This window comes from Streptomyces aurantiacus, assembly GCF_027107535.1.
Classification (GTDB): Bacteria; Actinomycetota; Actinomycetes; order Streptomycetales; family Streptomycetaceae; genus Streptomyces.
Genome location: NZ_CP114283.1, coordinates 1,770,090 through 1,792,454, shown reverse-complemented (window position 1 = coordinate 1,792,454; position 22,365 = coordinate 1,770,090). Strand labels below are relative to the sequence as shown.

Annotated in this window: 20 protein-coding genes, 1 other RNA gene and 2 pseudogenes; 13 read left to right on the top strand and 10 right to left on the bottom strand. The window is 70.7% G+C overall.

Going from position 1 to position 22,365, the window contains the following annotated elements; genetic code table 11:
• Nucleotides 1-96 precede the first annotated feature (96 nt).
• The 9 genes from O1Q96_RS09600 to O1Q96_RS09560 all read left to right on the top strand — a co-directional run bounded on the left by O1Q96_RS09600 (nucleotide 97) and on the right by O1Q96_RS09560 (nucleotide 7,709).
• Nucleotides 97-1,581, top strand: a complete 1,485-nt coding sequence (locus tag O1Q96_RS09600) for an amino acid permease (protein ID WP_269247754.1) — start codon at nucleotides 97-99, stop codon at nucleotides 1,579-1,581.
• Nucleotides 1,581-2,972: a glutamine synthetase family protein gene (locus O1Q96_RS09595; protein ID WP_269247753.1), complete on the top strand. Its 1,392-nt coding sequence runs from the start codon at nucleotides 1,581-1,583 to the stop codon at nucleotides 2,970-2,972. The genes O1Q96_RS09600 and O1Q96_RS09595 overlap by 1 nt, the downstream gene beginning before the upstream one ends.
• Nucleotides 2,965-3,483: a GntR family transcriptional regulator gene (locus O1Q96_RS09590; protein ID WP_269247752.1), complete on the top strand. Its 519-nt coding sequence runs from the start codon at nucleotides 2,965-2,967 to the stop codon at nucleotides 3,481-3,483. Before O1Q96_RS09595 ends, O1Q96_RS09590 begins: the two co-directional genes overlap by 8 nt.
• 222 nt (nucleotides 3,484-3,705) lie before the next feature.
• A complete protein-coding gene (locus O1Q96_RS09585) occupies nucleotides 3,706-4,728 on the top strand; it encodes a radical SAM protein (RefSeq protein ID WP_269247751.1) in 1,023 nt (340 codons plus the stop codon).
• Nucleotides 4,725-5,366 (top strand): dTMP kinase, encoded by a 642-nt coding sequence (locus tag O1Q96_RS09580; protein WP_269247750.1) that lies wholly within the window; start codon nucleotides 4,725-4,727, stop codon nucleotides 5,364-5,366. The genes O1Q96_RS09585 and O1Q96_RS09580 overlap by 4 nt, the downstream gene beginning before the upstream one ends.
• Nucleotides 5,359-5,865: a hypothetical protein gene (locus O1Q96_RS09575; protein ID WP_269247749.1), complete on the top strand. Its 507-nt coding sequence runs from the start codon at nucleotides 5,359-5,361 to the stop codon at nucleotides 5,863-5,865. The genes O1Q96_RS09580 and O1Q96_RS09575 overlap by 8 nt, the downstream gene beginning before the upstream one ends.
• Nucleotides 5,862-6,659, top strand: coding sequence for an STM4013/SEN3800 family hydrolase (locus tag O1Q96_RS09570; RefSeq protein ID WP_269247748.1), 798 nt, complete (start codon nucleotides 5,862-5,864; stop codon nucleotides 6,657-6,659). The genes O1Q96_RS09575 and O1Q96_RS09570 overlap by 4 nt, the downstream gene beginning before the upstream one ends.
• An 18-nt stretch (nucleotides 6,660-6,677) precedes the next feature.
• A complete protein-coding gene (locus O1Q96_RS09565; RefSeq protein WP_269247747.1) occupies nucleotides 6,678-7,115 on the top strand; it encodes an NUDIX hydrolase in 438 nt (145 codons plus the stop codon).
• A gap of 81 nt (nucleotides 7,116-7,196) precedes the next feature.
• Complete coding sequence (locus tag O1Q96_RS09560; RefSeq protein WP_269247746.1) at nucleotides 7,197-7,709, top strand: hypothetical protein; 513 nt, start codon at nucleotides 7,197-7,199, stop codon at nucleotides 7,707-7,709.
• 418 nt (nucleotides 7,710-8,127) lie between these two features.
• Here the strand turns inward: O1Q96_RS09560 and rnpB are convergent.
• The 5 genes and pseudogenes from rnpB to O1Q96_RS09530 all read right to left on the bottom strand — a co-directional run bounded on the left by rnpB (nucleotide 8,128) and on the right by O1Q96_RS09530 (nucleotide 11,479).
• Nucleotides 8,128-8,543: RNase P RNA component class A (gene rnpB / locus O1Q96_RS09555), an RNA gene on the bottom strand.
• Nucleotides 8,544-8,715: 172 nt separating this feature from the next.
• Nucleotides 8,716-9,435: pseudogene (locus O1Q96_RS44425) on the bottom strand (DMT family transporter); the annotation flags it as partial.
• Nucleotides 9,436-9,517: 82 nt separating this feature from the next.
• The gene (locus O1Q96_RS09540; RefSeq protein ID WP_269247743.1) at nucleotides 9,518-10,369 is read right to left on the bottom strand and encodes an AraC family transcriptional regulator; all 852 of its coding nucleotides are present in this window, start codon (nucleotides 10,367-10,369) and stop codon (nucleotides 9,518-9,520) included.
• A gap of 14 nt (nucleotides 10,370-10,383) precedes the next feature.
• Nucleotides 10,384-10,893, bottom strand: a complete 510-nt coding sequence (locus O1Q96_RS09535; protein WP_269253548.1) for a TetR/AcrR family transcriptional regulator — start codon at nucleotides 10,891-10,893, stop codon at nucleotides 10,384-10,386.
• Nucleotides 10,894-10,966: 73 nt separating this feature from the next.
• Nucleotides 10,967-11,479 carry a DUF4260 family protein gene (locus O1Q96_RS09530; RefSeq protein WP_269247742.1) on the bottom strand — a complete coding sequence of 171 codons (513 nt, stop codon included), beginning with the start codon at nucleotides 11,477-11,479 and terminating at the stop codon, nucleotides 10,967-10,969.
• Nucleotides 11,480-11,693: 214 nt separating this feature from the next.
• Between O1Q96_RS09530 and O1Q96_RS09525 the strand changes: the two genes are divergently transcribed.
• Both O1Q96_RS09525 and O1Q96_RS09520 read left to right on the top strand, forming a co-directional pair.
• The gene (locus O1Q96_RS09525; RefSeq protein ID WP_269247741.1) at nucleotides 11,694-12,473 is read left to right on the top strand and encodes a MerR family transcriptional regulator; all 780 of its coding nucleotides are present in this window, start codon (nucleotides 11,694-11,696) and stop codon (nucleotides 12,471-12,473) included.
• On the top strand, nucleotides 12,470-13,099 hold the full coding sequence (locus O1Q96_RS09520) for a hypothetical protein (protein WP_269247740.1): 630 nt from the start codon (nucleotides 12,470-12,472) through the stop codon (nucleotides 13,097-13,099). Before O1Q96_RS09525 ends, O1Q96_RS09520 begins: the two co-directional genes overlap by 4 nt.
• Here O1Q96_RS09520 and O1Q96_RS09515 read toward each other — a convergent pair.
• On the bottom strand, nucleotides 13,050-14,489 hold the full coding sequence (locus tag O1Q96_RS09515) for an RNB domain-containing ribonuclease (protein WP_269247739.1): 1,440 nt from the start codon (nucleotides 14,487-14,489) through the stop codon (nucleotides 13,050-13,052). The genes O1Q96_RS09520 and O1Q96_RS09515 overlap by 50 nt on opposite strands.
• A gap of 90 nt (nucleotides 14,490-14,579) precedes the next feature.
• On the opposite strand from O1Q96_RS09515, the gene yaaA reads away from it, so the two are divergent.
• Together yaaA and eda are read left to right on the top strand one after the other, a co-directional pair.
• Nucleotides 14,580-15,362, top strand: coding sequence for a peroxide stress protein YaaA (gene yaaA / locus O1Q96_RS09510; RefSeq protein ID WP_269247738.1), 783 nt, complete (start codon nucleotides 14,580-14,582; stop codon nucleotides 15,360-15,362).
• 73 nt (nucleotides 15,363-15,435) lie between these two features.
• The gene (gene eda / locus O1Q96_RS09505; RefSeq protein WP_269247737.1) at nucleotides 15,436-16,119 is read left to right on the top strand and encodes a bifunctional 4-hydroxy-2-oxoglutarate aldolase/2-dehydro-3-deoxy-phosphogluconate aldolase; all 684 of its coding nucleotides are present in this window, start codon (nucleotides 15,436-15,438) and stop codon (nucleotides 16,117-16,119) included.
• Between the two features lie 266 nt (nucleotides 16,120-16,385).
• On the opposite strand, the gene O1Q96_RS09500 is transcribed toward eda, so the two are convergent.
• The 4 genes and pseudogenes from O1Q96_RS09500 to O1Q96_RS09485 form a co-directional block, all read right to left on the bottom strand.
• On the bottom strand, nucleotides 16,386-19,742 hold the full coding sequence (locus O1Q96_RS09500) for a S8 family serine peptidase (RefSeq protein WP_269247736.1): 3,357 nt from the start codon (nucleotides 19,740-19,742) through the stop codon (nucleotides 16,386-16,388).
• Between the two features lie 183 nt (nucleotides 19,743-19,925).
• Nucleotides 19,926-20,585, bottom strand: a pseudogene (locus tag O1Q96_RS09495) (histidine phosphatase family protein); the annotation flags it as partial.
• 191 nt (nucleotides 20,586-20,776) lie between these two features.
• Nucleotides 20,777-21,520, bottom strand: coding sequence for a zinc ribbon domain-containing protein (locus O1Q96_RS09490; RefSeq protein WP_269253547.1), 744 nt, complete (start codon nucleotides 21,518-21,520; stop codon nucleotides 20,777-20,779).
• The gene (locus O1Q96_RS09485) at nucleotides 21,517-22,365 is read right to left on the bottom strand and encodes a Nif3-like dinuclear metal center hexameric protein (protein ID WP_269247735.1); all 849 of its coding nucleotides are present in this window, start codon (nucleotides 22,363-22,365) and stop codon (nucleotides 21,517-21,519) included. Before O1Q96_RS09485 ends, O1Q96_RS09490 begins: the two co-directional genes overlap by 4 nt.

The following is a 22,365-nucleotide window of genomic DNA, read 5'->3' as shown; positions in this document are numbered from 1 at the left end:
CCGTGGCCTCTTTCGAACCACTCGGCCGCCGCCAGCCTTCACCCGTCCTGTTCTCCTTCTCCTCCGAGGTGTCCGTTGTCTCACAGACGTACCGCCATGCTGGACGATGACGCCGCGCTGCGTTCGCACGGCTATACCCCCGAACTGGCCCGCAAGATGGGCGGCTTCGGGAACACCGCCATTTCCTTTACCGTCATCTGCGTCCTGGCCGGCGGCATGACCATGTTCGGCTTCGGGATGAACGCCGGCGGCCCCGCCGTCATCATGGGCGGCTGGGTCGGCATCGGCTTCATGACGCTGATCCTCGCCATGTGTCTGGGCGAGGTCACTTCCGCCTACCCCACCTCCGGCGGTCTCTACTACATGGCCCACCGGCTCGGCGGGCAGGGCTGGGCCTGGGTGACGGGCTGGCTCAACCTCCTGGGCCTCGTCGGCGCGATCTGCGGCATTGACTACGGGTGCGCCCTGGTCGTCGGCGCGTTCGCCAACCTGCAGTGGGGCCTGGATCCCACGCCAGGAACAACGTTTCTGATATTCGTCGGCATTCTGGTACTGCACGGGATCCTGAACTCGTTCGGGGTGCGCCTGGTCAATGTGCTCAATTCGATCTCGGTGTGGTGGCAGCTCAGCGGCGTGACGCTGATCGTTGCGACACTCGCTCTGGCCCCCGGTGAGCGTCAGAGCGCGGACTTTGTTTTCACGCACTTCAACAACGGCACGGGCTTCGACAACCCTGCCTTCGTTGCAGGGCTGGGCTGCCTGATGGCGGCGTACACGTTCTGCGGCTACGACGCCTCTTCCCACCTGTCGGAGGAGACGAAGCAGGCGCAGATCGCGGCGCCGCAGGGAATGGTCCGCGCCGTCGCATGGTCGCTTGGGGCCGGGTTCGTTCTGCTGGCGGGACTGCTGTTCGCCATCGAGGACTACGCGGGCACCCTGGGTACCAGCACGGGCTTCCCGCCGGCTCAGATCTTCATCGACGTCCTGGGCACGGGCGTGGCGAAGGGGCTGCTGCTCGTCGTCATCCTGGCGCAGGTGTTCTGCGGGAACGCGGAGACGGCCGCGGCCTCCCGCATGGCGTACGCGTTCTCGCGCGACGGGGCACTGCCGTTCTCCGCAACCTGGCGCCGCGTCACTCGCCGCACCAAGACCCCCCTCCCTGCGGTGTGGCTGTGCGTGGGCATTGCGCTGCTCCTGGCCCTGCCCAGCCTGTACTCGCCCACTGCATACGCGGCCGTCACCGCGATCAACGTCATCGGTATCACGCCCGCCTACGTGATCCCGGTCTACCTGCGGCGGCGCCACCCCGAGAGGTTCGAGCCAGGCCCGTGGAACCTCGGCCGCTGGAGCAAGCCGCTCGGCTGGACCTCTGTCGGCTACGTGTGCGTTCTGACGGTCTTCTTCTGCCTGCCGCAGTCGTCGCCGGTCACCGTTGAGACGTTCAACTACGCGGGCGTCACCCTCGTCGCCGTCCTCCTCCTCTCCTGGCTCACGTGGATCACCAAGGGCCGGCGCAGCTACAGGATTCCGACGCTCGGCAGTGAAGCCGAGTCCATCGCGTACTCCGAGGGCGTGGTGTGATGGGCAACGAGGCGAGCCCCAGTCACCCCGCCGCGCCTGTGCCCCTCCTGACGGTTGACGAGCTGCGCGCCCTCGTGCCGGACCGTGAGGTCACGACGGTCATGGTGGCTGTCCCGGACATGGCGGGCCGGCTGAAAGGCAAACGCGTCGAAGCGTCGCACTTCCTGGACGGGCTTCCTGCCGGGCCGGAGATGTGCAAGTACGTGCTGGCCACGGACGTGGACATGAATGCGCTGCCGGGGTACTCGCTCGCGGGCTGGCACGAAGGGTTCGGCGACCTGCGCGTCATCCCCAACGTGGCCACGATCCGCCGGATCAGCTACCTGCCGGGCACCGTCCTGGTGCATGGCGATGCCGTGGACTCCGGCGGCTGGCCCGTCGAGGTCGCACCGCGGGAGATGCTCCGCAGGCAGCTTGAGGCCCTCACCGCCCACGGGCTGCATGCGAAGGTGGGCATCGAGAGCGAGTTCGTGCTCTACAAGGGCACCCCAACGCAGGTCCGCCGCCGTGGCTACCGGGATCTGACCCCGGTTTCGCCCTTCAATCTCGACTATGCGCTGGACCATCCGCCAGCCCTGAGTGCGTTCTTCAGCGACCTTCAGGAGACATTGCATCAGGCAGGCTCTCCTGCGGAGGCCATCAAGACGGAAGGGTCACCCGGCCAGATCGAAGTGACCTGGCCCTACGGGGACCCGATGCGGGCCTGCGACACCTACACCGTCCAAAAGCACGCCGTCCGTCACCTGGCCGCACAGCACCGCATGACGCCCACCTTCATGGCCGCCCCCCAGACCGGCGTGGGCAGCGGCATGCACCTCCACATCTCCCTGTGGACCGACAACGGCGAGCCCGCGTTCGGTGTGCAGCGGCCCGACGAGCTGCCCGAACTGCTGGAGCACTCCCTTGCCGGCCTGCTCTCCGGCCTGCCTGGCATGGCCCTGTGGTATGCCCCCACCCTCAACTCGTACAAGCGGTATGTCCCGCGTCAGTTCGCTCCCACGGCCTTCACCTGGGGGTGGGACAACCGCACCTGCGCAATCCGGGCCGTGGGGCACGCCGCCAGCACGCACCTGGAGGTACGGCTGCCGGGCGCCGACGCCAACCCCTATCTCGCCCTGGCCGCGACGATCGCCGCGATCAACCACGGCATCAGCGACCAGCCAGAGCTGCCAGAACCCTGCACCGGCGACGCCTACGAGACGCACGGTCTGCCGCGAGTGCCCCGCAACCTCGACGAGGCCGTCTTCGCCTTCCTGCAGAGCAAGACAGTGACCAACGCCTTCGGCCTTCCTGTCGTGGATCACTACACACGTGCTGCCGGGCTGGAGATCGCCGCGCTCGCGGGACAGGTCACGGACGTGGAGCGGGAGCGGGGGTTCGACCGTGCCTGAGCCCGCACGCGTCCGCATCGAGAAGGCTGTGCGCCAGCGTCTTCGCGACGGCACGTACGCCCCCGGGATGCGGCTGCCCAGTGAGATTGCCTTCGCCCGCGAATTCGGTGTGTCCGCCGCTCGGATCCGTGAGGCTCTGCTGCCTCTCAAGGAGGACGGCACGCTTTACACCCTGGGGAGTCGGGGAACCTACGTTGCCGATCCGGGTAATCCGCGACCTGGCGAACCCGGAAGCCGCCGCAACCGCCTCGACCAGTCGCTTCGTCAGAGGCTGGATGACCACACCTACAGGCCGCTGACGTGGCTTCCTTCGTTGCGCGCACTCGCCGAAGAATTCGGGACCTCCCGCACAACGGTTCACACCGCTTGCGTTGCGCTGGAGGGCGAAAAGCTCCTGCGCATCGTGAACGGAGTCGGCACCTTCGTCATCCACCCGCAGAAGCCTTCGGCGCGCCCCCGGGCCGAGCTGATGCCTCGCCGCTCCGTGAGAGGCCCTCAGCAGACGACGTAGCTTCTGCCCGCGGCCTCCTTGGGCCTTTTGGGCAGGTCAAGACCCCGGCGCGGGGATGAGTACCCGTTTCGTGTTCCTCCCCCACGACAAGGTCCAGCTCCGCGCCGGGACCCGCCGGACATCAAATTTCGACCCGTGCATGACGACCTCCGCCGCCGGAGCAGCTACGGCTACCCGCCCGGTGACGCCTGCAAGTCCTCATGGACCGACTGGAGGCTACAAATGCGAGACCGCGTACCAATCACCGAGGACGCCGTCGACTACACGGCCTTGAAGAACTTCGCTGCTCTGCGTGGGCAGCTGCGCGTCTCTTTCACCCCGCGCTGCAACATCGCCTGCTGGTTCTGCCACAACGAGGGAGATGTGCCGCCCCCGCTGACCCGCATCGATCGGTCTCAGCACCCCCGCCAGCGCGTTCTGGGCCCCGAGGACTACCTCACGATCATCCGCTCACTGATGGAGGCTGGTCTTCAGCGGGTGTACTTCACCGGAGGCGAGCCGCTGACCTCCCCGCTGGCCCGCCCCGTCCTGGAGCACCTCCCCGAACCCGGCCCCGATGCCAGCTACACCCTGATCACCAACGGCACTCGGGTCCCGACTCACCGGGAATGGCTGGCCGGAACCCGCCTCGACAAGATCAAAGTCAGCCTCCACTACTTCTCCGACTCCACGCTGCGATCCATCGCCAACACACGAATCGGCATCGCCGCAGTACTCGACGGCATAGAGGTAGCCCGCGAGATCTGCGAGCGTGTCGAGCTGAACACCCTGCTCCAGCGTGAGAACGCGCACGAGATCCCCCGCATCCTCGACTTCGCCCTGGAACGGCGGCTGCCGGTCCAGTTCATCGAGCTGGTCGGCACCGACTTCAACGAGGCCCGCGCCAAGTCCGCTGTACCGGCCGATGCGGTCGTGGCGTATCTGCGGACGCTGACCAGTGATGAGCACACCGAGGTCGCCGGCGTCGGCCAAGGGCGCCGCGTCTTCCGCATCGACGGCATCGAGATCGACGTGATCCACCGCAACCTGGGCCGTCACCACGTCGGCCAATGCGGTTCCTGCCTTCGGCGCACGGACTGCGTTGAGGGTTTCTGGGCGCTCCGCGTGGACCACGCCGGCGGCCTTCAGCCCTGCCTCCTGCGCGACGACCTCCGCATGGACATCGCACCCTTCCTGACCGACCCGCAGCGCCTGGCCCACAACGCGGCCAGCCATGTCACCGCCTTCACGGAGGGAACCCTGTGAGCCCGCATCTGCCCCCCGCCTATCGGCCCCTCCACATCGAGGCCACGCAAGGGCCGCTCGTCGTCCTTGAGGGCGTCTCCGGCATCGGAAAGTCCACTCTCGCCCGGCTGCTCACCAAGCGGCTCGGCGCCACGAGTATTCACACCCTGCCCGGCCCGCACTCCGACTGGTCGTCCGACGTGAACGTCCGGCTGCGCCCGCTGCCGCAGTTCGCGTTCTACCTGTCCGGGCTTCTGCACGGCTCGGACTGCATACACAAAGCCCGAACGTTAGGCCCGGTCGTCGCGGACCGGTACACGTCGTCGGTGATCGCCTGCCATGCGGCGGTGCACGGCGTGCATGTCGACGACGTCACCCGGTTGCTGGAGCCCTACCGCTCCTACTTGATCCAGCCCACCCACACGTTCTACCTGGCTTGCTCGGAGCACTCGCTGCGCTCGCGTCTTGCTGGCAAGGCGGATGTGAAACGTGACGACATGGACCTGCTCGATGTCCCGGGCCGGCTTGAGGCCCTGCTGGAGAACTTCGCAGCGGTGGCCGAGCAGGACCCCACCGCTGTGCGACTGGACACCGACGACAAGACGGCCGAGGAACTCGCCGACTGGATCATCAACCACCTGGAGAGGGACCGTGCTTAACCCCATCGACACCGAGACCGTCATCTGTGACGGTGGCGCGGTCGGCATGTTCCCAGGCCAGATCCACGAGGGTGTGGCCTGGTGGATCGGCGCCTGCCTCGTCGTCACCCAGAAGGCACCAAGCGTCGTCGTCGCCCACAACGGGCACCCCGCCATCGCCAAGTTCGCCCACCGACTGTGTGAAGGTGCGACCAACGCCCAGCATTACGCCTGCACCGTTCGCTCCATGGGCTGTCAGACGAAGGAACGCCTTCTCGACACGCTCCAACAGCTTCATGGGGTGCCGGGGGCATGGCTAGTTGCCGAAGAGACCGAAGGCGTCACGACGGTACGGATCCAGCTCTTCGACGAGCAGGGGGTCATGCTTGACGAGACCAACGGGCTCGTTGAGATCCGGCGCCTGATCGCTGCAGACAGAGTGCCGATCCCGGTCAATGACAGCTCGAAAGGCGTGATCCAGCCCTGGCCATACACGCCGACCGGCAGAGACGACCTGTGATCGACGCAGCCGAGATCGTCCGGTCCGGGGCGAGCATCGTGTTCGTCACCCTCGACTCTCTGCGGTACGACGTCGCGCAGAGAGTCCTCGAAGCCGGGCGCACGCCGTGCCTGGCCGAACGGCTGCCTGGTGGGGTGTGGGAGCGGCGGCATACGCAGGGCACCTTCACTCTCCCCGCCCACATGGCGTTCTTCTCCGGCTTTCTGCCCAAGCTGCCTCAGCCGCTCCAGCCGGCTCGACTGTGGGAGTGCCGCCCGCCAGCCTTCAAGACGGTGCCGCCCGAGACGTTCATCTTCGACGCCCCTAACCTCCTTCAAGGCCTGGCCCAGCACGGCTATCGCACGGTGTGTGTCGGCGGCGTCACCTACTTTTCCAGGGAGACCCCACTCGGATCGGTGCTGCCCGACCTGTTCAGCGAAGACCACTGGCGGCCCGAGTTCTGTTCACCAGAGCTCGACTCCACTCGCCACCAAGTCGACCAGGCCCTGGAGCTCGCCGAGCAGTATGCCGGGCGACAACCGTTGTTCCTGTTCGTCAACATCTCTGCCACACACGTCCCCCACGGCCACTACCTGGGCACAAGCGAGGACACCACAGCCTCACAGGCCGCGGCGCTCGCATACGCCGACGCTCACCTCGGCCGTCTTCTCGATGGAATCGCCAGCAGGGGCAGATGCTTGGTCATCCTGTGCGCCGACCACGGCGACGCGTACGGAGATGACGGCTATCACGGCCGCGGCATCGCCCATCCTGTTGTACTCAACGTGCCTTTCGCGGCGTGGGTACAGCAATGACCGCTACTCTCGCGCTGCATGAGCAACGATGCGATGCGTGATGCCTCCGTGGTGGTAGCGCGAGACCAGGACGGTTTGGTTGCCCTGCTGAGCGCCCACTTCACGAAGCACGGAGGCGAATACCTCTTTCTCCCCGGGGGCCGACGCGAAGACGGCGAAGACCCCGGGGAGTGCGCACGCCGCGAGCTACGCGAGGAAGCGGGAATCCAGGCTGAGCACTGGACTTCTCTCGGCTCCTACGCGATCACTCTCGGCTCCACCGCTCGCGTGCACCTCTACGAAGCGACCGGACTCACCTGCGGGCCCCAGGAACTTACCCCCAGTGAGGAGGGCTTCAAACTGTCCTGGTGGCCGATGCGCGACGCCCTCGAAGCCGTTGCAGAAGGTCGTTTCCTCCTGCCCGCCGGTCCCTTGGCCCTCCTGCTCGCCGCTCGTCGGGCAGAGCCGCAGCTGTAACAGATTCGCGCATCTCGACGTTCGGAGGCGGTGAAGGGGGTTGCGCTGTACGTGTCAACCCCGTCCTGAACCGGAGGTACGGTGACGACCGCAACAGTTCCCCTTCCCGCCGCGACGAGCCGCTCTCAACTGCAAGAGAGCCTCTTCGCGTGGCTGGAGCCGAAGATGGCGCTCGCTGTGCCCGCTCCGGAGACTGAGCCGGAGCAGAAGACCGCCCCTCCGGCAGAGCCGCCCGCAGCCGAGGAAGAGGCGCCCGACCTCTCCCACGTGTGGGTCGTAGCCGCCGAGGTTGAGGTCGCTCCGAAAATTGCGAGCGTGGCCGACTATCGCGGATCCTTCAAAGCTGCCGCAGGCCTGCGCGTTGACGCACTCGAGGTCTACTGCAAGGGCTGCCGCCGCCCCTACGACGAAGTCAAGGGCGACGACTGCGCAGCGAAGATCGACAACACCCATCTGATCGGCGGAGACCAGACCCGGCGCGCAAAGCGGAAGATCCCCACGCCTCCTCCGAACGCACGGATCATCCGAGGCGGGACGATCAACCGGCAAGGCATCAGCGCGTACGTGTCGGGGGTGTCCCGGCCCAAGCGCTGAGGACGCGACACTAACGCCGCCCCCTGTCCAGGGTGCGCGGCGTGACTACTCAGCGAACCTCCAGGGCGCTCGCCCGCGAAGCCGCCGGCCTGTGCCTCACCGCGTTCGGCGTGCTCGGCGTCCTCTTCGCTCTGGGCATGATCCATCTGATCGTCGGCTTGTCCGCAGCCATGGCGGGGGTCCTCGCACTGGGGACGTTGGCCAAGCCGGAGCCGGACGCGCCACGGTGGGCCCATGGTCTGCGATTCGCGGTCTGTGGGGTCGGCTACGGCGGACTGACCTGCTGCGGCTTTGCCCTGTACCGGCCCATCGGTGCGCGACCCCGTTTGAACCGGTACGGAACGGGGTCTGCTCAAGTCTCTGATTCACAAAAAAGGGCCCCTGACCAGCAATCTCCCTGGTCATGGGCCCTTAGCGGCAGACGAGTCGGGCTGTACGCCGGGTTCTGTCGCCGGTCGACCTCGCGGTCGGCCGGGAGACGGCCATCCATCTAGGGCCGGCGTTGCCGCCGGCCTCGTGCGGTCTACCCGCGGACTCGGGCGAGCAGCCCTCGAACGTCCGCGCAGGGCCGTCCTTCTTGCGAAGAGACGGCCCCTCTTGACCTTGCTCCGGGTGGGGTTTACCTAGCCGCCTGAGTCGCCTCAGGCGCTGGTGGTCTCTTACACCACCGTTTCACCCTTACCTGGGACCGAGGTCCCGGGCGGTTTGTTTTCTGTGGCACTGTCCCGCGGGTCACCCCGGGTGGCCGTTAGCCACCACCCTGCCCTGTGGAGCCCGGACGTTCCTCGGGAAGCGCCCCCGAAGGGGACTCCACGCGGCCGTCCGCCCGGCTCGTCTGCCGTGTCGACCATGCTACCGGGCTTCCGGCCGGCTCCGCTCCCGAGGGCCCGGCGAGCACGACGGGCGGCTCCCCCTGCTTCCCCGGCCCCGCCCCCGACCCCGCCGTCGCCAGGAACGACCCCAGCAGGATCAGCGTGAACGCCGCCACCACTCCCGCCGTCAGTTCCTCGTCCAGGAACAGGACCCCGGCCGTCACCGCCACCGCCGGGTTGACGTACGTGAAGACCACTGCCCTGGTCGGGCCCGCCTCCCTGATCAGTTCCAGGAAGACCACGAAGGCCAGGGCCGTGCAGATCACTCCCAGGCCGGTGAGGGACGCCAGGACCGACGGGGAGGGGACCGATGTCGGCCAGGACAGCGCCGCCGCCGGGGCGTACACCAGTGCCGACAGGAGCAGGCACGGGGCGATCAGTTGCAGCGTCGGGACCGGTTTCAGGTAGCGGGTCATGATCAGCGGGGCCATCGCGTAGCCCACCACCGTCACCAGCATCTCCGCCAGGGAGCGGACGTCGCCGCCGGTCAGGTGCGGGGCCGTCAGGACCGCCACCCCGCCGAGGCCGAGTGCCAGGCCCGTCATTCGGCGGGCCCCCAGACGTTCCGTCTCGCCGAAGAAGCGGGCCAGGAGTATGCCCACGATCGGTACGCCCGCGATCAGCAGGCCCGCCGTCGAGCTGGAGAGGTGGCGTTCGGCGTCGGTCAGGGTCCACCACGGGCCGATGATCTCTATGCAGGCGAAGGCGAGCATGGGGCGCCAGTGCGTCCGTACGACTCCGGTCAGGTTGCCCTGGCGGATCGCGAAGGGCAGGAGCAGTGCCGCGCCCAGTGCACAGCGTACGAACACCACCATCGACGGGGACATGTCGCCGTCCACCGCCACTTTGATCATCAGGTAGGGGATGCCCCAGAGCACTCCCATGAGGGAGAAGAGAAGCCAGCCACGTGCAGTCATGCGGGCAGTCTCGGCGGGGTCAGCGGCGGGCGTCTTGAACGCTGTTGCGGTACGCCGCCGGGGTCACCCCCAGCACCCGCCGGAACCAGCGTGTCAGGTGCGCCTGGTCCGCGAAGCCCACGAGTGCGGCCGCCTCGGCGGGGCGGTGGCCCGACTCCAGCAGGCACCGGGCACGGTTCACCCGGTACTGGGCGAGCCAGGCGTACGGAGGCATCCCCATGCTCGTACGGAAGGCGCGCAGCAGTTGGTAGCGGGACAGGCCCAGGTCGGCGGCCAGCGCGGCGAGTGAGGGCGGGGCGAGGAGTTCGTCGGCGAGGCGGTCCCGTACCGCCTCGGCCACGCGGCCGGCGCCCGGGATGGTGTCGCACACGTGGCGGGCCGTGGAGTGGCGGCGGGCGAGGGCGGTGAGCAGCCACGGTATGCGGGACTCGGTCTCCAACGGGTCGGGGCAGACGCTGAGTTCGGTGTGCGTGAGGCGCAGGGCGGTGGCCAGTTCGGGGTCGTCGAGGAGGGGTTCGCGGAAGTCCGGGACGCCCAGGGTGCCCTCGGTGAGCAGGGGCACCTCGGCGTACAGGGCACGGTAGGCGTAGCCGTCGTCCGCCGCCGGGGCGCCGGTGTGCACCTCGCCCGGGCCCAGGACGACGATCGAGCCGGGGCCGGGGCGGATGCGGCCGCCGCGGTAGTCGATGACCTCGGCGCCGCCGACGCAGACGCCGATGGTGAACTCGTCGTGCGCGTGGGGCGCGTACCGGTGGCGGTCGAAGCGGGCCGTCAGGAGGTCGAGCGGCCGGCCGGATCTGCCGAGGGTCGCCCTGGTCCAGACGGCCTGTTCACGCCCGGCCGTGCGTTCGTGCTCACCCGCTGCCCCCATGGCGGCGCACCCCCTCAGGAGTGCAACGCGCGCGTGCCCCGTTTCCATGCCCCGGCGAGGTCGGCGTCCTCCGGAAACCTGCCGTGGATCTCCAGGATCACCATCCCGTGGGCGAACGCCCAGGTCGCGCGGGCCAGGTCCGCGTCGCCGTCGCAGGCCCGGACGAGCGGCGCCGCGGCGCGGGCCTCCAGGCCGGGCGGGAGGGCGGCGCGGGGCAGCGGGCGCTCGGTGGCCAGGCAGTAGAGGTGGGGGTGTTCGAGGGCGTACGCGCGGTACGCCTCCGCCAGGGCCGGGATCGAGCCCGGGGTCCCGGCCTCGGCCGCCTCCAGGGCGTCGGCGGACTCGGCGAGCATCTGCGCGATCAGCTCGACCTCGACGGCGGACTTGTCGGGGAAGTGCTTGTAGAGGGACGGGGCCTTGATGCCCAGGTGGTCGGCGAGGGCCCGCATGGTCAGCGCCGCGGGGCCGGACTCCTCCAGGAGTGCGCGGGCCGCCGCGACGATCGCGCGGGCCCGGGGCGACAGCCCACCGGCCCCGGCCCCGGCCCTTCGCCGGTCGGCCTTGGCGCCTTGTTCGTCGGCCTTGGCCTCTTGCCGGTCAGTCACGCTGGAAGCCCTCCTTCGTCCGCAGTCCGTAGCCGAAGGCGCGATCGTACGAGATGTGGGCGAGCCAGCCGCACAGGGCCGCGAACACCGGGGGCCAGGCCACGGGGCCGAAGGCGTAGAGCGTCATCAGGGCGAGGGGGAGGGCCGCCCGGTGCGCGGCGTTGTAGTACGGCACCGCGCGGGGCGGGAGCTGCCCCTTCGCCATGCGGGGAGCGTCGCCGAGGCCGACCAGGAAGGTGAGGTCGGGGGCGATGAAGAACGCCGCGGCCACGAGTCCGGCGAGCCAGCCGTGGTTCGCGCCTTCGAGTACGGCGAAGGCCGACCAGAAGAGGGCGTTCAGCAACCAGGCCGTGCGGCGGGTGACGGCGAGGGCTCCTCGGCGTCGCAACACCGTGGCCGTGCCGGTGGTGCGGGTCGAGCCGACAATGCCGGTCGAGCCGCCGGCGCCGGTCGTACCGGTCGTACCGGTCGAGCCGACAGTGCCAGTTGCGGTGCTCGTGCTCATCGGTGCCTCCTGAGGGCGGGCGGACGGCGTGGCAGCCGGTCGACGATCACCGGCTAACACTGTTAGCCACAACCGTAAGGCTAACGCCGTTAGCCGTCAAGGGGTGGGCGGGAGTGCGCCAGACACCCGCCCGGCGGGTGGGCCGGAGTGCCGGACACCCGCACGGCGCACCGCCGCTTGACCCCGACGCAACGTCAACGTTTCTACTGAGGGCATGCGGATCGGAGAGCTCGCCTCGACCGTCGGCGTCACGACGCGGACCGTGCGGCACTACCACCACCTCGGGCTGCTGCCCGAACCCGAGCGGCGGCCCAACGGCTACCGCGACTACGGACTGCGGCACGCCGTCGCGCTCGCCCGGATCAGGCGGCTGACCGAGCTGGGGCTCGGCCTCGCCGAGGTCCGGGACGTCCTCGCGGACGACGCGGGCCGCGACCTCGCCGAGGTGCTCGCGGAACTCGACGACGACCTGGCACGGCAGGAGGCGGCGATCCGGGCCCGGCGGCTGCGGCTGCGCGCCCTGCTCGACGGCGGTGACATGCCCGCCGAAGGGCCCGTCTCTCCCGAACTCGCCGCTATTTTCAGCGAGTTGACCCGGTATCCGGAGCCGGCGATGGCCGCGAAGGACCGCGAGATGATCGCCCTGCTCGAAACGGTCGCCGCCCCCAAGGACCGGGAGCGTCTGCTGTCCGCCCTGCGCGCCGCCGCCGACGTGCCGGGCGCTGCCGAGCGCACGCACAGGGCGTACGGACTGCTCGACGACCTCGCCGACGCCGACGTGGCCGACCCGCGCGTCGAGGAGGCCGCCCGCGCCCTCGCCGAGTGCCTCCCTGACGAGGCCCTGACGGACATGGGACTCGCCCAACTCGACCTGGACGGAGTCGGTATGAACGACAACGGCGGCTTCCTGGGCGCCTTCCTCGACGACTTCCCGCCCGCGCAGGCCGCGGCGGTCCGGCGGACGATGCACCTCCTCGTGGAGCGTGCGCGATGAGGGCCCCGAGGGCCCTGCGGCGGCTCTTCGCCCATGAGGTGCGGCTGCTGGCGAGCATCGCCCGGTGGGCCGCCCGGCGCCCGCACGGCGTGGAGCGGGGCCGCGCCTTCGGGTACGCCCGGGGGCAGGGCGCCATGATGTTCGGCTTCGCCTTCGTGTGCGTGCTCGAAAGCGCGTGCATGGCGGTGCTCCTGCGCAACCATCCCGCCGTGCACCGGGTGGTGCTGGTCCTCGACGTCTACACGCTGCTGCTCGTCGTCGGCATGCACGCGGCCGCCGTGACCCGTCCGCACGTCCTCGACGGCACGGTCCTGCGCATCCGCCGGGCCGCCCATGTCGACCTGCGCGTCCCGCTGTCCGCCATCGCGTCCGTACGCCGCGAGCTGGTCACCACGCACGAGCGGAGCGCGGGACGGCTCGACCTGGCCATGGCCGCCCAGACCACGATCACACTCGAACTGGCCGCCCCGGTACGGCATTTCACGTTCCTCGGGCGCCCCCAGGACGTACGGCTGATCCGCTTCCACGCCGACGAACCCGACGCACTGGTACGCGACCTACGAGCCGTACGCGAGCTCACGCGGGAGCGAACAGCACCTTCGCCGACCCCGGGTCGGCCTGGGTGAGCCGCACCCGCAGCCGCTCCCCCAACGGCAGCGGCCCGCTCCCGCCCTCGACGCGGGCGACGATGGCCGGGTCCGCCAACTGGACGGTCCCGACGGAGGGTTCACGTTCCCGTACGTCCACGACCGTGCCGTCGAAGAGTTCACCGACGCGGTCCTTGAGCAGGGCCGCCTCGACGAGGTCGACGCACCCCCGCTCGACCGCGCCCGCGCGGCGCGTACCCTCGGCCATCCGCTTCGGCAACTCGTCGAGGGCGGCGAGCACCCACTCCGGCGGCTCCTCCCCCGCCACCGCGGCCAGGGACAACTCGGAGGCGTACCGGTCGACCAGGCGGCGCAGCGGAGCCGTGCAGTGGGCGTAGGGGGCGGCGACGGCGGCATGCGTGGTGAGGTCCGGGACGACGCCGCCTTGGAAGACGGTGTAGCCCGCGCCGCGCAGCAGCGTCGTGCATTCCTGGAGGAAGGCCGCGTGGTGCGGCCGGTTCGGATCGAGCGAGCGGATGAGCTGCGCGTACGAGACGTGGTGCGGCCAGTCGATGCGCAGCGCCGTCGCGGTGCGCCGCAACCGGCCGACGGCGCCGTCGGGGGCGGCCGGGAGCGTGCGCAGGATGCCGGTGCCGTGCGTGAGCATCAGCTCGGCCGCGGCCATGCCGGTGAGGAGGGAGATCTGCGCGTTCCAGCCGTCGGCGGGCAGCGGTGCGCGGTAGGCGAGTTCGTACGTGGCGTCGCGCTCGACGATCTCCTGCTCGGGGACGCTCAGCGAGATGCCGCCGCGCGCCACCTCCCGCTGTTCGCGCAGCAAACCGATGTCCTTGAGGAGGGCGAGCGGTTCTTCGGCGGTGCCCGCGTCGATCCGCTGCTGCACGGACGCGTAGTCGAGTTTGGCGCGGCTGCGGACGAGGGCCCGGCGGACGTCCGTGGCGGTGGGACTGCCGTCCGCGTCGAGGTCGATGGTCCACAGGACGGCCGGGCACGTCTGGTCCGGGAGGAGGCTCCCGGCGCCCTCGCTCAGCGCCGGCGGGTGGAGGGGGATCCTGCCGTCCGGGAAGTAGAGGGTCGTGACCCTGCGGTGTGCCTCCGCGTCCAGTGGTCCCCCGGGTACGACGTATGCGGCGACGTCGGCGATGGCGTACCGCACGCGGTAGCCGCCCGGGCGGCGGGACAGGTGCATCGCCTGGTCGAGGTCGGTCGACGTGGGCGGGTCGATGGTGAAGAGGGGAACGTCCGTCGCGTCGTACGCCGGCAGTGTCGGTTCCCTCGCGGCCCGCTCCGCCTCGGCGAGCACGTCCGGCGGGAAGGACTCGGGCACGCCGAGTTCGGTTCGCAGAGCGCGCAGCGCGGCCCGCAGAGGAGCCTCGGCTGCACCGGTCACACGTATCTGGCGGCGTGGCATAGGGCGAGCGTAGGTCGGGGTGGGGCGGGCGGCACCCCGTAGGCTGGCGCGTGCTTCTCGTACGTACCGAAAGTCCCAAGGAGAACCGCCGTGCTCGTGCTGCTGCCGCCTTCCGAAGGAAAGGCTCCCTCCGGGCGGGGCGCGCCGCTGAAGCCGGAGTCCTTGTCGCTGCCGGGGCTCTCCGCAGCGCGGCAGGCGGTTCTCGACGAGCTGGTCGAGCTGTGTGTCGGCGACGAGGAGAAGGCGCGCGAGGTGCTCGGGCTGAGCGAGGGCCTGCGCGGCGAGATCGCCAAGAACACGGAGCTGCGGACCGCGGGCGCGCGTCCCGCCGGGGAGATCTACACGGGTGTCCTGTACGACGCCCTCGGCCTGGCCTCCCTCGACACGGCGGCCAGGCGGCGGGCCTCGCGGTCGCTGCTCGTGTTCTCGGGGCTCTGGGGCGCGGTCCGGGTGACGGACCGGATTCCCTCGTACCGCTGCTCGATGGGTGTGAAGCTGCCGGGTCTCGGGTCGCTGGGCGCGCATTGGCGGGCGCCGATGGCCGCCGTGCTGCCCGAGGCCGCCGGGAGCGGGCTCGTGCTGGACCTGCGGTCCTCGGGGTACGTGGCCGCGTGGCGGCCGAAGGGCGAGGTCGCGGGGCGGACGGCGAGCGTGCGGGTGCTGCACGCGCCGACCCGGAAGGTGGTCAGCCACTTCAACAAGGCGACCAAGGGGCGGATCGTCCGGAGCCTCATGGAGTCCGGGTCCGTGCCGTCGGGGCCCGCGGAGCTGGTGGAGGCGCTGCGGGACCTGGGGTACGTCGTGGAGGCGGCGCCCCCGGTCGGTACGGGCAAGGCGTGGACGCTGGACGTGCTGGTGGACGAGATCCACTGAGCGCGATCAGTCACCTATTGCACCCTGTGCAACGGCCTTTGCGGGGAGTGTTCGTCGCGGGCAGGATGAGGGCATGGCCCTGCCCTCGCCCGCATTCCCGTCACCCTCGTCACCCTCGTCATTCCCGTCGCCCTCGTCCCTGCTGGAACTGGCGCCCGTCGTGCCCGTGGTCGTCGTCGAGGACGTCTCGGACGCCGTGCCGCTGGCTCGGGCGCTCGTCGCGGGCGGGCTGCCCGCGATCGAGGTGACCCTGCGGACCCCGGTGGCGCTCGACGCGATCCGGGCCATCGCGGACGGGGTGCCGGACGCGGTGGTCGGGGCGGGCACGGTCATCTCGCCGGAGCAGACCGCGCTGTCGGTGGCCGCCGGGGCGCGCTTCCTCGTCAGCCCCGGCTGGACGGACGCACTGCTCGACGCCATGAAGGCGTCCGGAGTGCCGTTCCTGCCAGGGGTGTCGACGACGTCCGAGGTCGTGGCGCTGCTGGAGCGGGGCGTGCGCGAGATGAAGTTCTTCCCGGCTCAGGCGGCGGGCGGCACGGCGTATCTGAAGTCGCTGGCCGGACCGCTGCCGCAGGCCCGCTTCTGCCCCACCGGAGGCATCGGCCCCGCCGTGGCCCCGGAGTACCTGGCGCTGCCCAACGTCCTGTGCGTGGGCGGCAGTTGGATGCTTCCGCCGGATGCGATCGCGTCCCGGGACTGGCCGCGGGTGGAGGAACTGGCGCGGGAGGCCGCGAGCCTGAGGCACGCCTCACGCTGAGGCGACTCACGACTCGCGACCCGCGACCCGGGACTCGCGACCCGGGCAGCCCGAACACCCCGAGCGCCTCGGGCACTGTCGGACCCGCGCGCCGAGCCACCCGCCGTCGAACCCGCGCGTTCGGCCGGTTCGCCCAGGGCCGTTGCCCCGCCCGTCAGTACTGCTTGCCGGTCGGCCGGACGTGGCTCCGGCCCGGTCCCCGCGGGTGCGGGGCCGGGCCGGAGGGTTCACCGGTGCCGGGCACCGGTCACCGTCGTGCGGTCACCTCACGGAGCGAGCCGGTAGGCGTTCGTGATCGTCTCGCGCACCGTGTTGCCGCCCTTGTCCTTCAGGTCCACCCGGAAGGTCACTGCCTTGGCGGTCGCCGGGTGCTTCACGCTCACCGAGCGCGCCCCGTTCGCGTCGGTCGTCACGGTGAGCGGCTTCCACGTCCGGCCACCGTCGAAGGAGACCTTGACGGTGAGCGTGGCGACCTGCCCGGCCGCGGCGGCCGCGCCGCCCAGCTTCAGCGGCACCTTGAGCGTGCCGCCCGCCGGAGCCGTGCCGCGCAGGGTCAGCTTCGGCGCGAACCGCACCGTCGACAGCGGCAGCCTGACCATGTCGTCCGACGCCGGCCGGGCCGAGGTGAACGTCCACACCCCTGTCACCTTCGTACTGGTGGAGGTGTCCGCGGCGGCGCGGCTCGCCTCGACCGTCAGACGGTACGCGGCGGAGGCGGCGGGGACCTCGGTGCTCAGCCAGTCCGTGGCAGGGCCCTCGCCGAGGATGCGCCCACCGGACTCCAGCCGGGCGAAGCCCTTGGTGACCGTCGAGGAGCCCAGGTTGCCGCCGCCGTCGTTGAACAGCGGGACCATGGCGAGGACGGAGTCGCCGATCCGCTCGGCGCCCTGCTGGTGCGGGCTGCCCGCCGCGAGGTCGGGACCGACCACACCGGTGTTGAACTTCAGCGTGTGGCTGGAGCCCGGCCGGTAGGTCACCTCATCCTTCGCGTAGATCATGCGCGCCTCGCTGCGGGCGTCGAGCTGCAAGGCCCTCCAGGACCAGCGCACGCCGGCCGTGCTGAGGTAGTGCGTGGTGGACCGCGGCAGGGTCTGCTCCGGCGGTTCGCCGATACCGATGCTCCTCCCGTCCGCGTCCAGCGGCGTGATGCGGACCTGGCCCTTGACTCCGGTGACGGAGGCACCGAAGCCGAGCTTCACCTCGGCCACGTCGGCCCGGGTGACGGTGCGGTTCAGGCCGGTGAAGAAGCTCCCCTTGCGGTTGAAGGCGAGCCGGTAGTCGACGTTCTTGCCGGCCGCGCCGGGCGTCTTCCACACGCCGTTGAACTGGGCCCGCATCGTGTCGGAAGCCGCGCCGATGGCGGCGGTGCGGATCGGCGGCACCCCGTTGGTGGACCAGGTGTTGGACCCCGCGGCATCGTCGTAGTAACCGACGACGGAGGTGACGAGCTTCGCGGCCGGATCCGGGGCCTTCACGACCATCGGCTTCGCCTTGCGTGAGTCGAGAGTGACCGAGACGTCCTTGTCCACCTTCAGAACCGGCTGGACGAAGAAGCCCACCTCGTTGTCCTCGGCGAAGACCAGGCTCTCCAACTGGTAGGAGCCCTTGGGCAGTCGCTGGACCACCGTGCCGTTCTCGCTGGACGGGAGCTCCGTGCGGGCGCCGTTTCCGTCGACGGGGTTGATCGTCGTCGCGTAGTTGGACGCGTTCACCCCGTCGGCGTCGATGTGCCGCACCGTGACGTCGTACGACTCCACCTCCCGTTCGACCACGAGTCCGGTGCGCACCTGCTGGCCGTCGCCCGACGCCAGCACGGTGCCGCCGAAGACGCCGTCGACGGCGCCCTTGCGTGTGTCGGCGGTGACGGTGGTCTTCGCGGTGCCGCCGGCCGGGACGGTGAGCTGCGCGTCCTTGACGGTGAACATGCCGGCCGGCACAGGGTCGCCCGACGAGTCGGCGCCGGAGGCACTCAGCTGCAGGGTGAGGGCCTCGGTGCCGTGGTTGCGGTAGGTGAGGGTCTTGGTGACCGGCTTGTCGTCGGCGTGCGGCCAGGCGTGCGTGCCGAAGCCGAGGGAGCCGGGCTCGGCGGCGACCCGGGCCGTGGCGGCGCGTGTCAGGTCCACGCGGCCCGCGCCCTGCTGGTTGGCGTTCAGCAGCGGGTGGGGCTTGGCCGAGCCGGTCAGGAGGGACTTCAGCCGGGCCCCGTCCCAGTCCGGGTGCTGCTGGAGCACCAGGGCGGCGGCGCCCGCGACGTGCGGAGCGGCCATCGACGTGCCGGACTGGGATACGTAGCCCTCGTCCGAGGGGCTCTCGCTCTGCGTGGTCAGGGCGGCGGTGATGTCCTCACCGGGGCCGGTGATGTCCGGCTTGGGCGCTCCGTCGAGGGTCGGGCCGCGGCTGGAGAACACGGCGAGCTCGTCCTGCTTGTCCACGGCGCCGACGGTGAGCGCCTCGGGGGCGCTGGCCGGCGACCTGACCGTACGGGGCCCGTCGCCCTCGTTGCCCGCGGACACCACGAACAGGGCCTTGTCGGAGAGCCGGGCGACTGCCGTCTCCACCGGGTCGTCACCCGGGGAGTCGGTGAAGCCCAGACTCACGTTGACGACCTTCGCGCCCTGGTCGACGGCCCACTCCATGCCGGAGACGATGTCCGACATGCTTCCGTCGCCGTCATCGTCCAGGACCTTGCCGTCCAGCAGCTGCACGTCGGGCGCCACACCCTTGTAGCGGCCGCCGGACTTCGCCCCGCTCCCGGCGAGGATGGAGGCCACGTGCGTGCCGTGCCCGTAGCGGTCCTTGGTGTCGGGGGACGTGCTGAAGTTCTTCTGCGCCGTCTCGACGCCCTGGAGGTCGGGGTGGGTCTCGTCCACACCGGTGTCCAGGACCGCCACCTTGATGCCCTTGCCGGTGTAGCCCGACTTCCACATGTCGGGCGCGCCGATCTGCGGCACGCTCTCCGCCAGGGTGGGCCGGACCTTCGCGTCCAGCCAGACGTGGGCGACGGGCCGCGCGGAAGCGGCCGTACCGCCTGCCGTACGGCCCGACGAGCGGCCGGTGACAGCCGCCCACACCGCCTGGGCACCGGACTTGGGCACTTCGAAGGCCTCACCGTCGACCACGGGCAGCGCACGGCGCTCCCGGACGGCCACGCCCGCGAGCGGGTCGCGGGCTCCGTTGCGGGCCCCGGCTCCGGCGCTGTCCTTCCAGTAGCCGACGATCAGCGGCAGCGTGGTGCTGCGCGCGTCGCCGTACCCGTCCTTGACCAACTGCACGACGTCGAAGAGCTGCCGGTCGAGCACCCCGTCGGCGACCAGGCGCAGGGCGTCCTGCGGGACGACGTACGTGTGGCCGGTCTCGCGCCGTATCGAGAAGCCGATCTTCTCGCGGCCCTTGCCGCGCACGAGTTGGACCACCTGGCCGTCGGAGTCGACGGTCACACGGTCACCGGTTATCAGCGTGACGGTCGCCGGTTGCTTCGCCTTCGCCCAGGCCTTCTTCCCGTCCGGCGTGGCGGAGCCGGCCGCCTGCGCCGGCTGGCCGCCGGCCGACACCGCCCCCGTGACCAGCGCCCCGGCCATCGCGGCGGCCAGAGCCGCCGTTCTCGCGCGTGCTGTGAACCCCATTCGCGTTCCCCCGCTTCGTGTGCATGCCAACGCGTTCTCCGGTACTACGCACGGGGAAGGCGTTCGGTTGCCTGCGGTACTCGCGAATCGCGCCGGGGTCTGACGGCGCGTGGGGAACGGCGCGTCGGCCCCACCGGCCCGCGACCGTCCACCAGTCGCGGGCGGCCCTCCCCCACCGCCCGGCTAACGCAGCGCTGACGTGTCGTTGAGGAACCGGACGCTCGCGTTCCCGTCCGCGTAGTACGCCACCGCCGACAGCGAGGCCGCGGACAGTTCCATGCGGAACAGGGCTTCCGGCGGGGCGCCCAGGGCCAGCCGTACGAGGGTCTTGACGGGCGTGACGTGGGAGACGAGGAGCACGGTACGGGTGGCGTACGACGCGAGCAGTCTGTCGCGGGCCTCGGCCACGCGCCCGGCCACCGCCTCGAAACTCTCGCCGCCGCCGGTCGGTTCGGCGTCCGGTGAACCCAGCCACGCGGTCATGTCGTCCGGGTACCGCTCCCGTACCTCGGCGAAGGTCAGGCCCTCCCACGCCCCGAAGTCCGTCTCCCGCAGCCCTTCTTCGACGCGTACGCCGAGTCCGAGCGCGGCGGCGACGATCTCCGCGGTCTCACGGCAGCGGGCGAGGGGGGAGGACACGATGTCCTGCACGGTGCCTTGGGCGGCGAGCGCGCTCGCGACGCGTGCGGCCTGGTGGCGGCCCACGTCGGACAGCGCGGGGTCGCTGCCGCCGCTGCCGGAGAACCGCTTCTGGGGGGTCAGGGGGGTCTCGCCGTGGCGCAGCAGTACGAAGGTGGTGGGGGTGCCGAGGTCGGGCGGGGCGGCCCCTCCGACGGCCGGCGCCCGCGAGGCCACGTTCCGTGCGGACCGGCTGTCATCGGCGTCGGAGGGGGCGGTGGTGGTCGCCCGGCCGCCGGTTGGCCGTGGCTGGGCGCGCTGTTCCCCGCGCCCCTCGCGGGGCGCTCCCGTCCCGGGGACCGCGGGCCCCGGGACGCCCCGGGCACCCCCGTCGGCCTCGGCGGTCAACTCGCTTCCTACAGGCCGGACTCGGACGTACGGATCAGGATCCGGCGGCAGTTCTCGCAGCGCAGCACCGTGTCCGGCGAGGCCGCCTTCACCTCGTTGACCTCGGTGATGTTCAGCTCCAGGCGGCAGCCCTCGCAGCGGCGCTGGTAGAGGCGGGCCGCACCGACGCCGCCCTGCTGCTCGCGGAGCTTCTCGTACAGCTTCAGCAGGTCGGCGGGCAGGGAACCCGCGATGACCTCACGCTCCTTGGTGACCGTCGCGGCCTCGCTGTCGAAGGCCTCGACCGCGCTGTCCCGGCGGGCCGTCGCGTCGTCGATCTTCGACTGGACGGAGGAGACCCGCCCGGTCAGCTCGGCGACCCGCTCCTGCGCGGACTCGCGGCGCTCCATGATCTCCAGGACGACGTCCTCAAGATCACCCTGCCGCTTGGCGAGGGAGACGATCTCGCGCTGGAGGTTCTCCAGGTCCTTGGGGGACGTGACGGCGCCGGAGTCGAGGCGCTGCTGGTCGCGGGAGGCGCGCTGGCGCACCTGGTCGACGTCCTGCTCCGCCTTGGTCTGCTCGCGGGAGCAGTCGCTCTCCTCCGTCTGCGAGGCGACCAGCAGGTCACGCAGCTGGGTGAGGTCCTTGGTCAGCGACTCGATCTCGGCGTGCTCGGGCAGCGACCTCCGCAGGTGCGCGAGCTGCTGCAGGCGGGCGTCGAGGGACTGGACGTCGAGAAGTCGGATCTGGTCGGCGGGCGCGGCGTTCAGTTGGGGGCTCCAGGTGAAGGGGAGTGGGAGTTCCACGGGTCGGTGACCGTCTTCGAGACGTGGACCCGCAGGTCCCAGCCGTGACGGTCGGAGATCTCGTCGAGCTGGGCTGCGGCCAGCTCGCACCAGGGCCACTCGGTGGCCCAGTGCGCCGCGTCGAGCAGCGCGAGAGGACTGTGCGTGCCGTCCGCCATGAACTCCGACGCCGGATGGTGGCGCAGGTCCGCGGTGAGGAAGGCGTCCACGCCCGCGGCGCGTACGTCGGCGAAGAGGCTGTCGCCGGAGCCGCCGCTGACCGCGACGGTCCGCACGACTGCCTCGGGGTCGCCCGCGACGCGGATGCCCTGCGCGGTGGCGGGCAGCCGCTCGGCGGCGCGGGCGGCGAACTCGCGGACGGTGACCGGATGGTCCAGCTCGCAGACGCGCCCCAGGCCGCGGCGGCCCTCGGGGTCGGCGGGGTCCGGCACCAGCGGGCGTACGACCCTCAGGTCCAGCGCGCCGGCGAGGGCGTCGCTCACTCCCGGGTCGGCGCGGTCGGCGTTCGTGTGGGCGACGTGCAGCGCGATGTCGTTCTTGATCAGGGTGTGCACGACGCGGCCCTTGAAGGTCGAGGCCGCGACCGTCGTCGTACCGCGCAGATAGAGCGGGTGGTGGGTGACCAGCAGGTCCGCGCCCAGCTTCACCGCCTCGTCCACGACCTCCTGGACCGGGTCGACGGCGAACAGGACACGGGACACCTGCTGGTCGGGGTCTCCGCAGACCGTCCCGACCGCATCCCATGCCTCCGCGCTCCCGGGGGGCCAGAGGGCGTCGAGCGCGGCGATTGCTTCAGACAGACGGGGCAC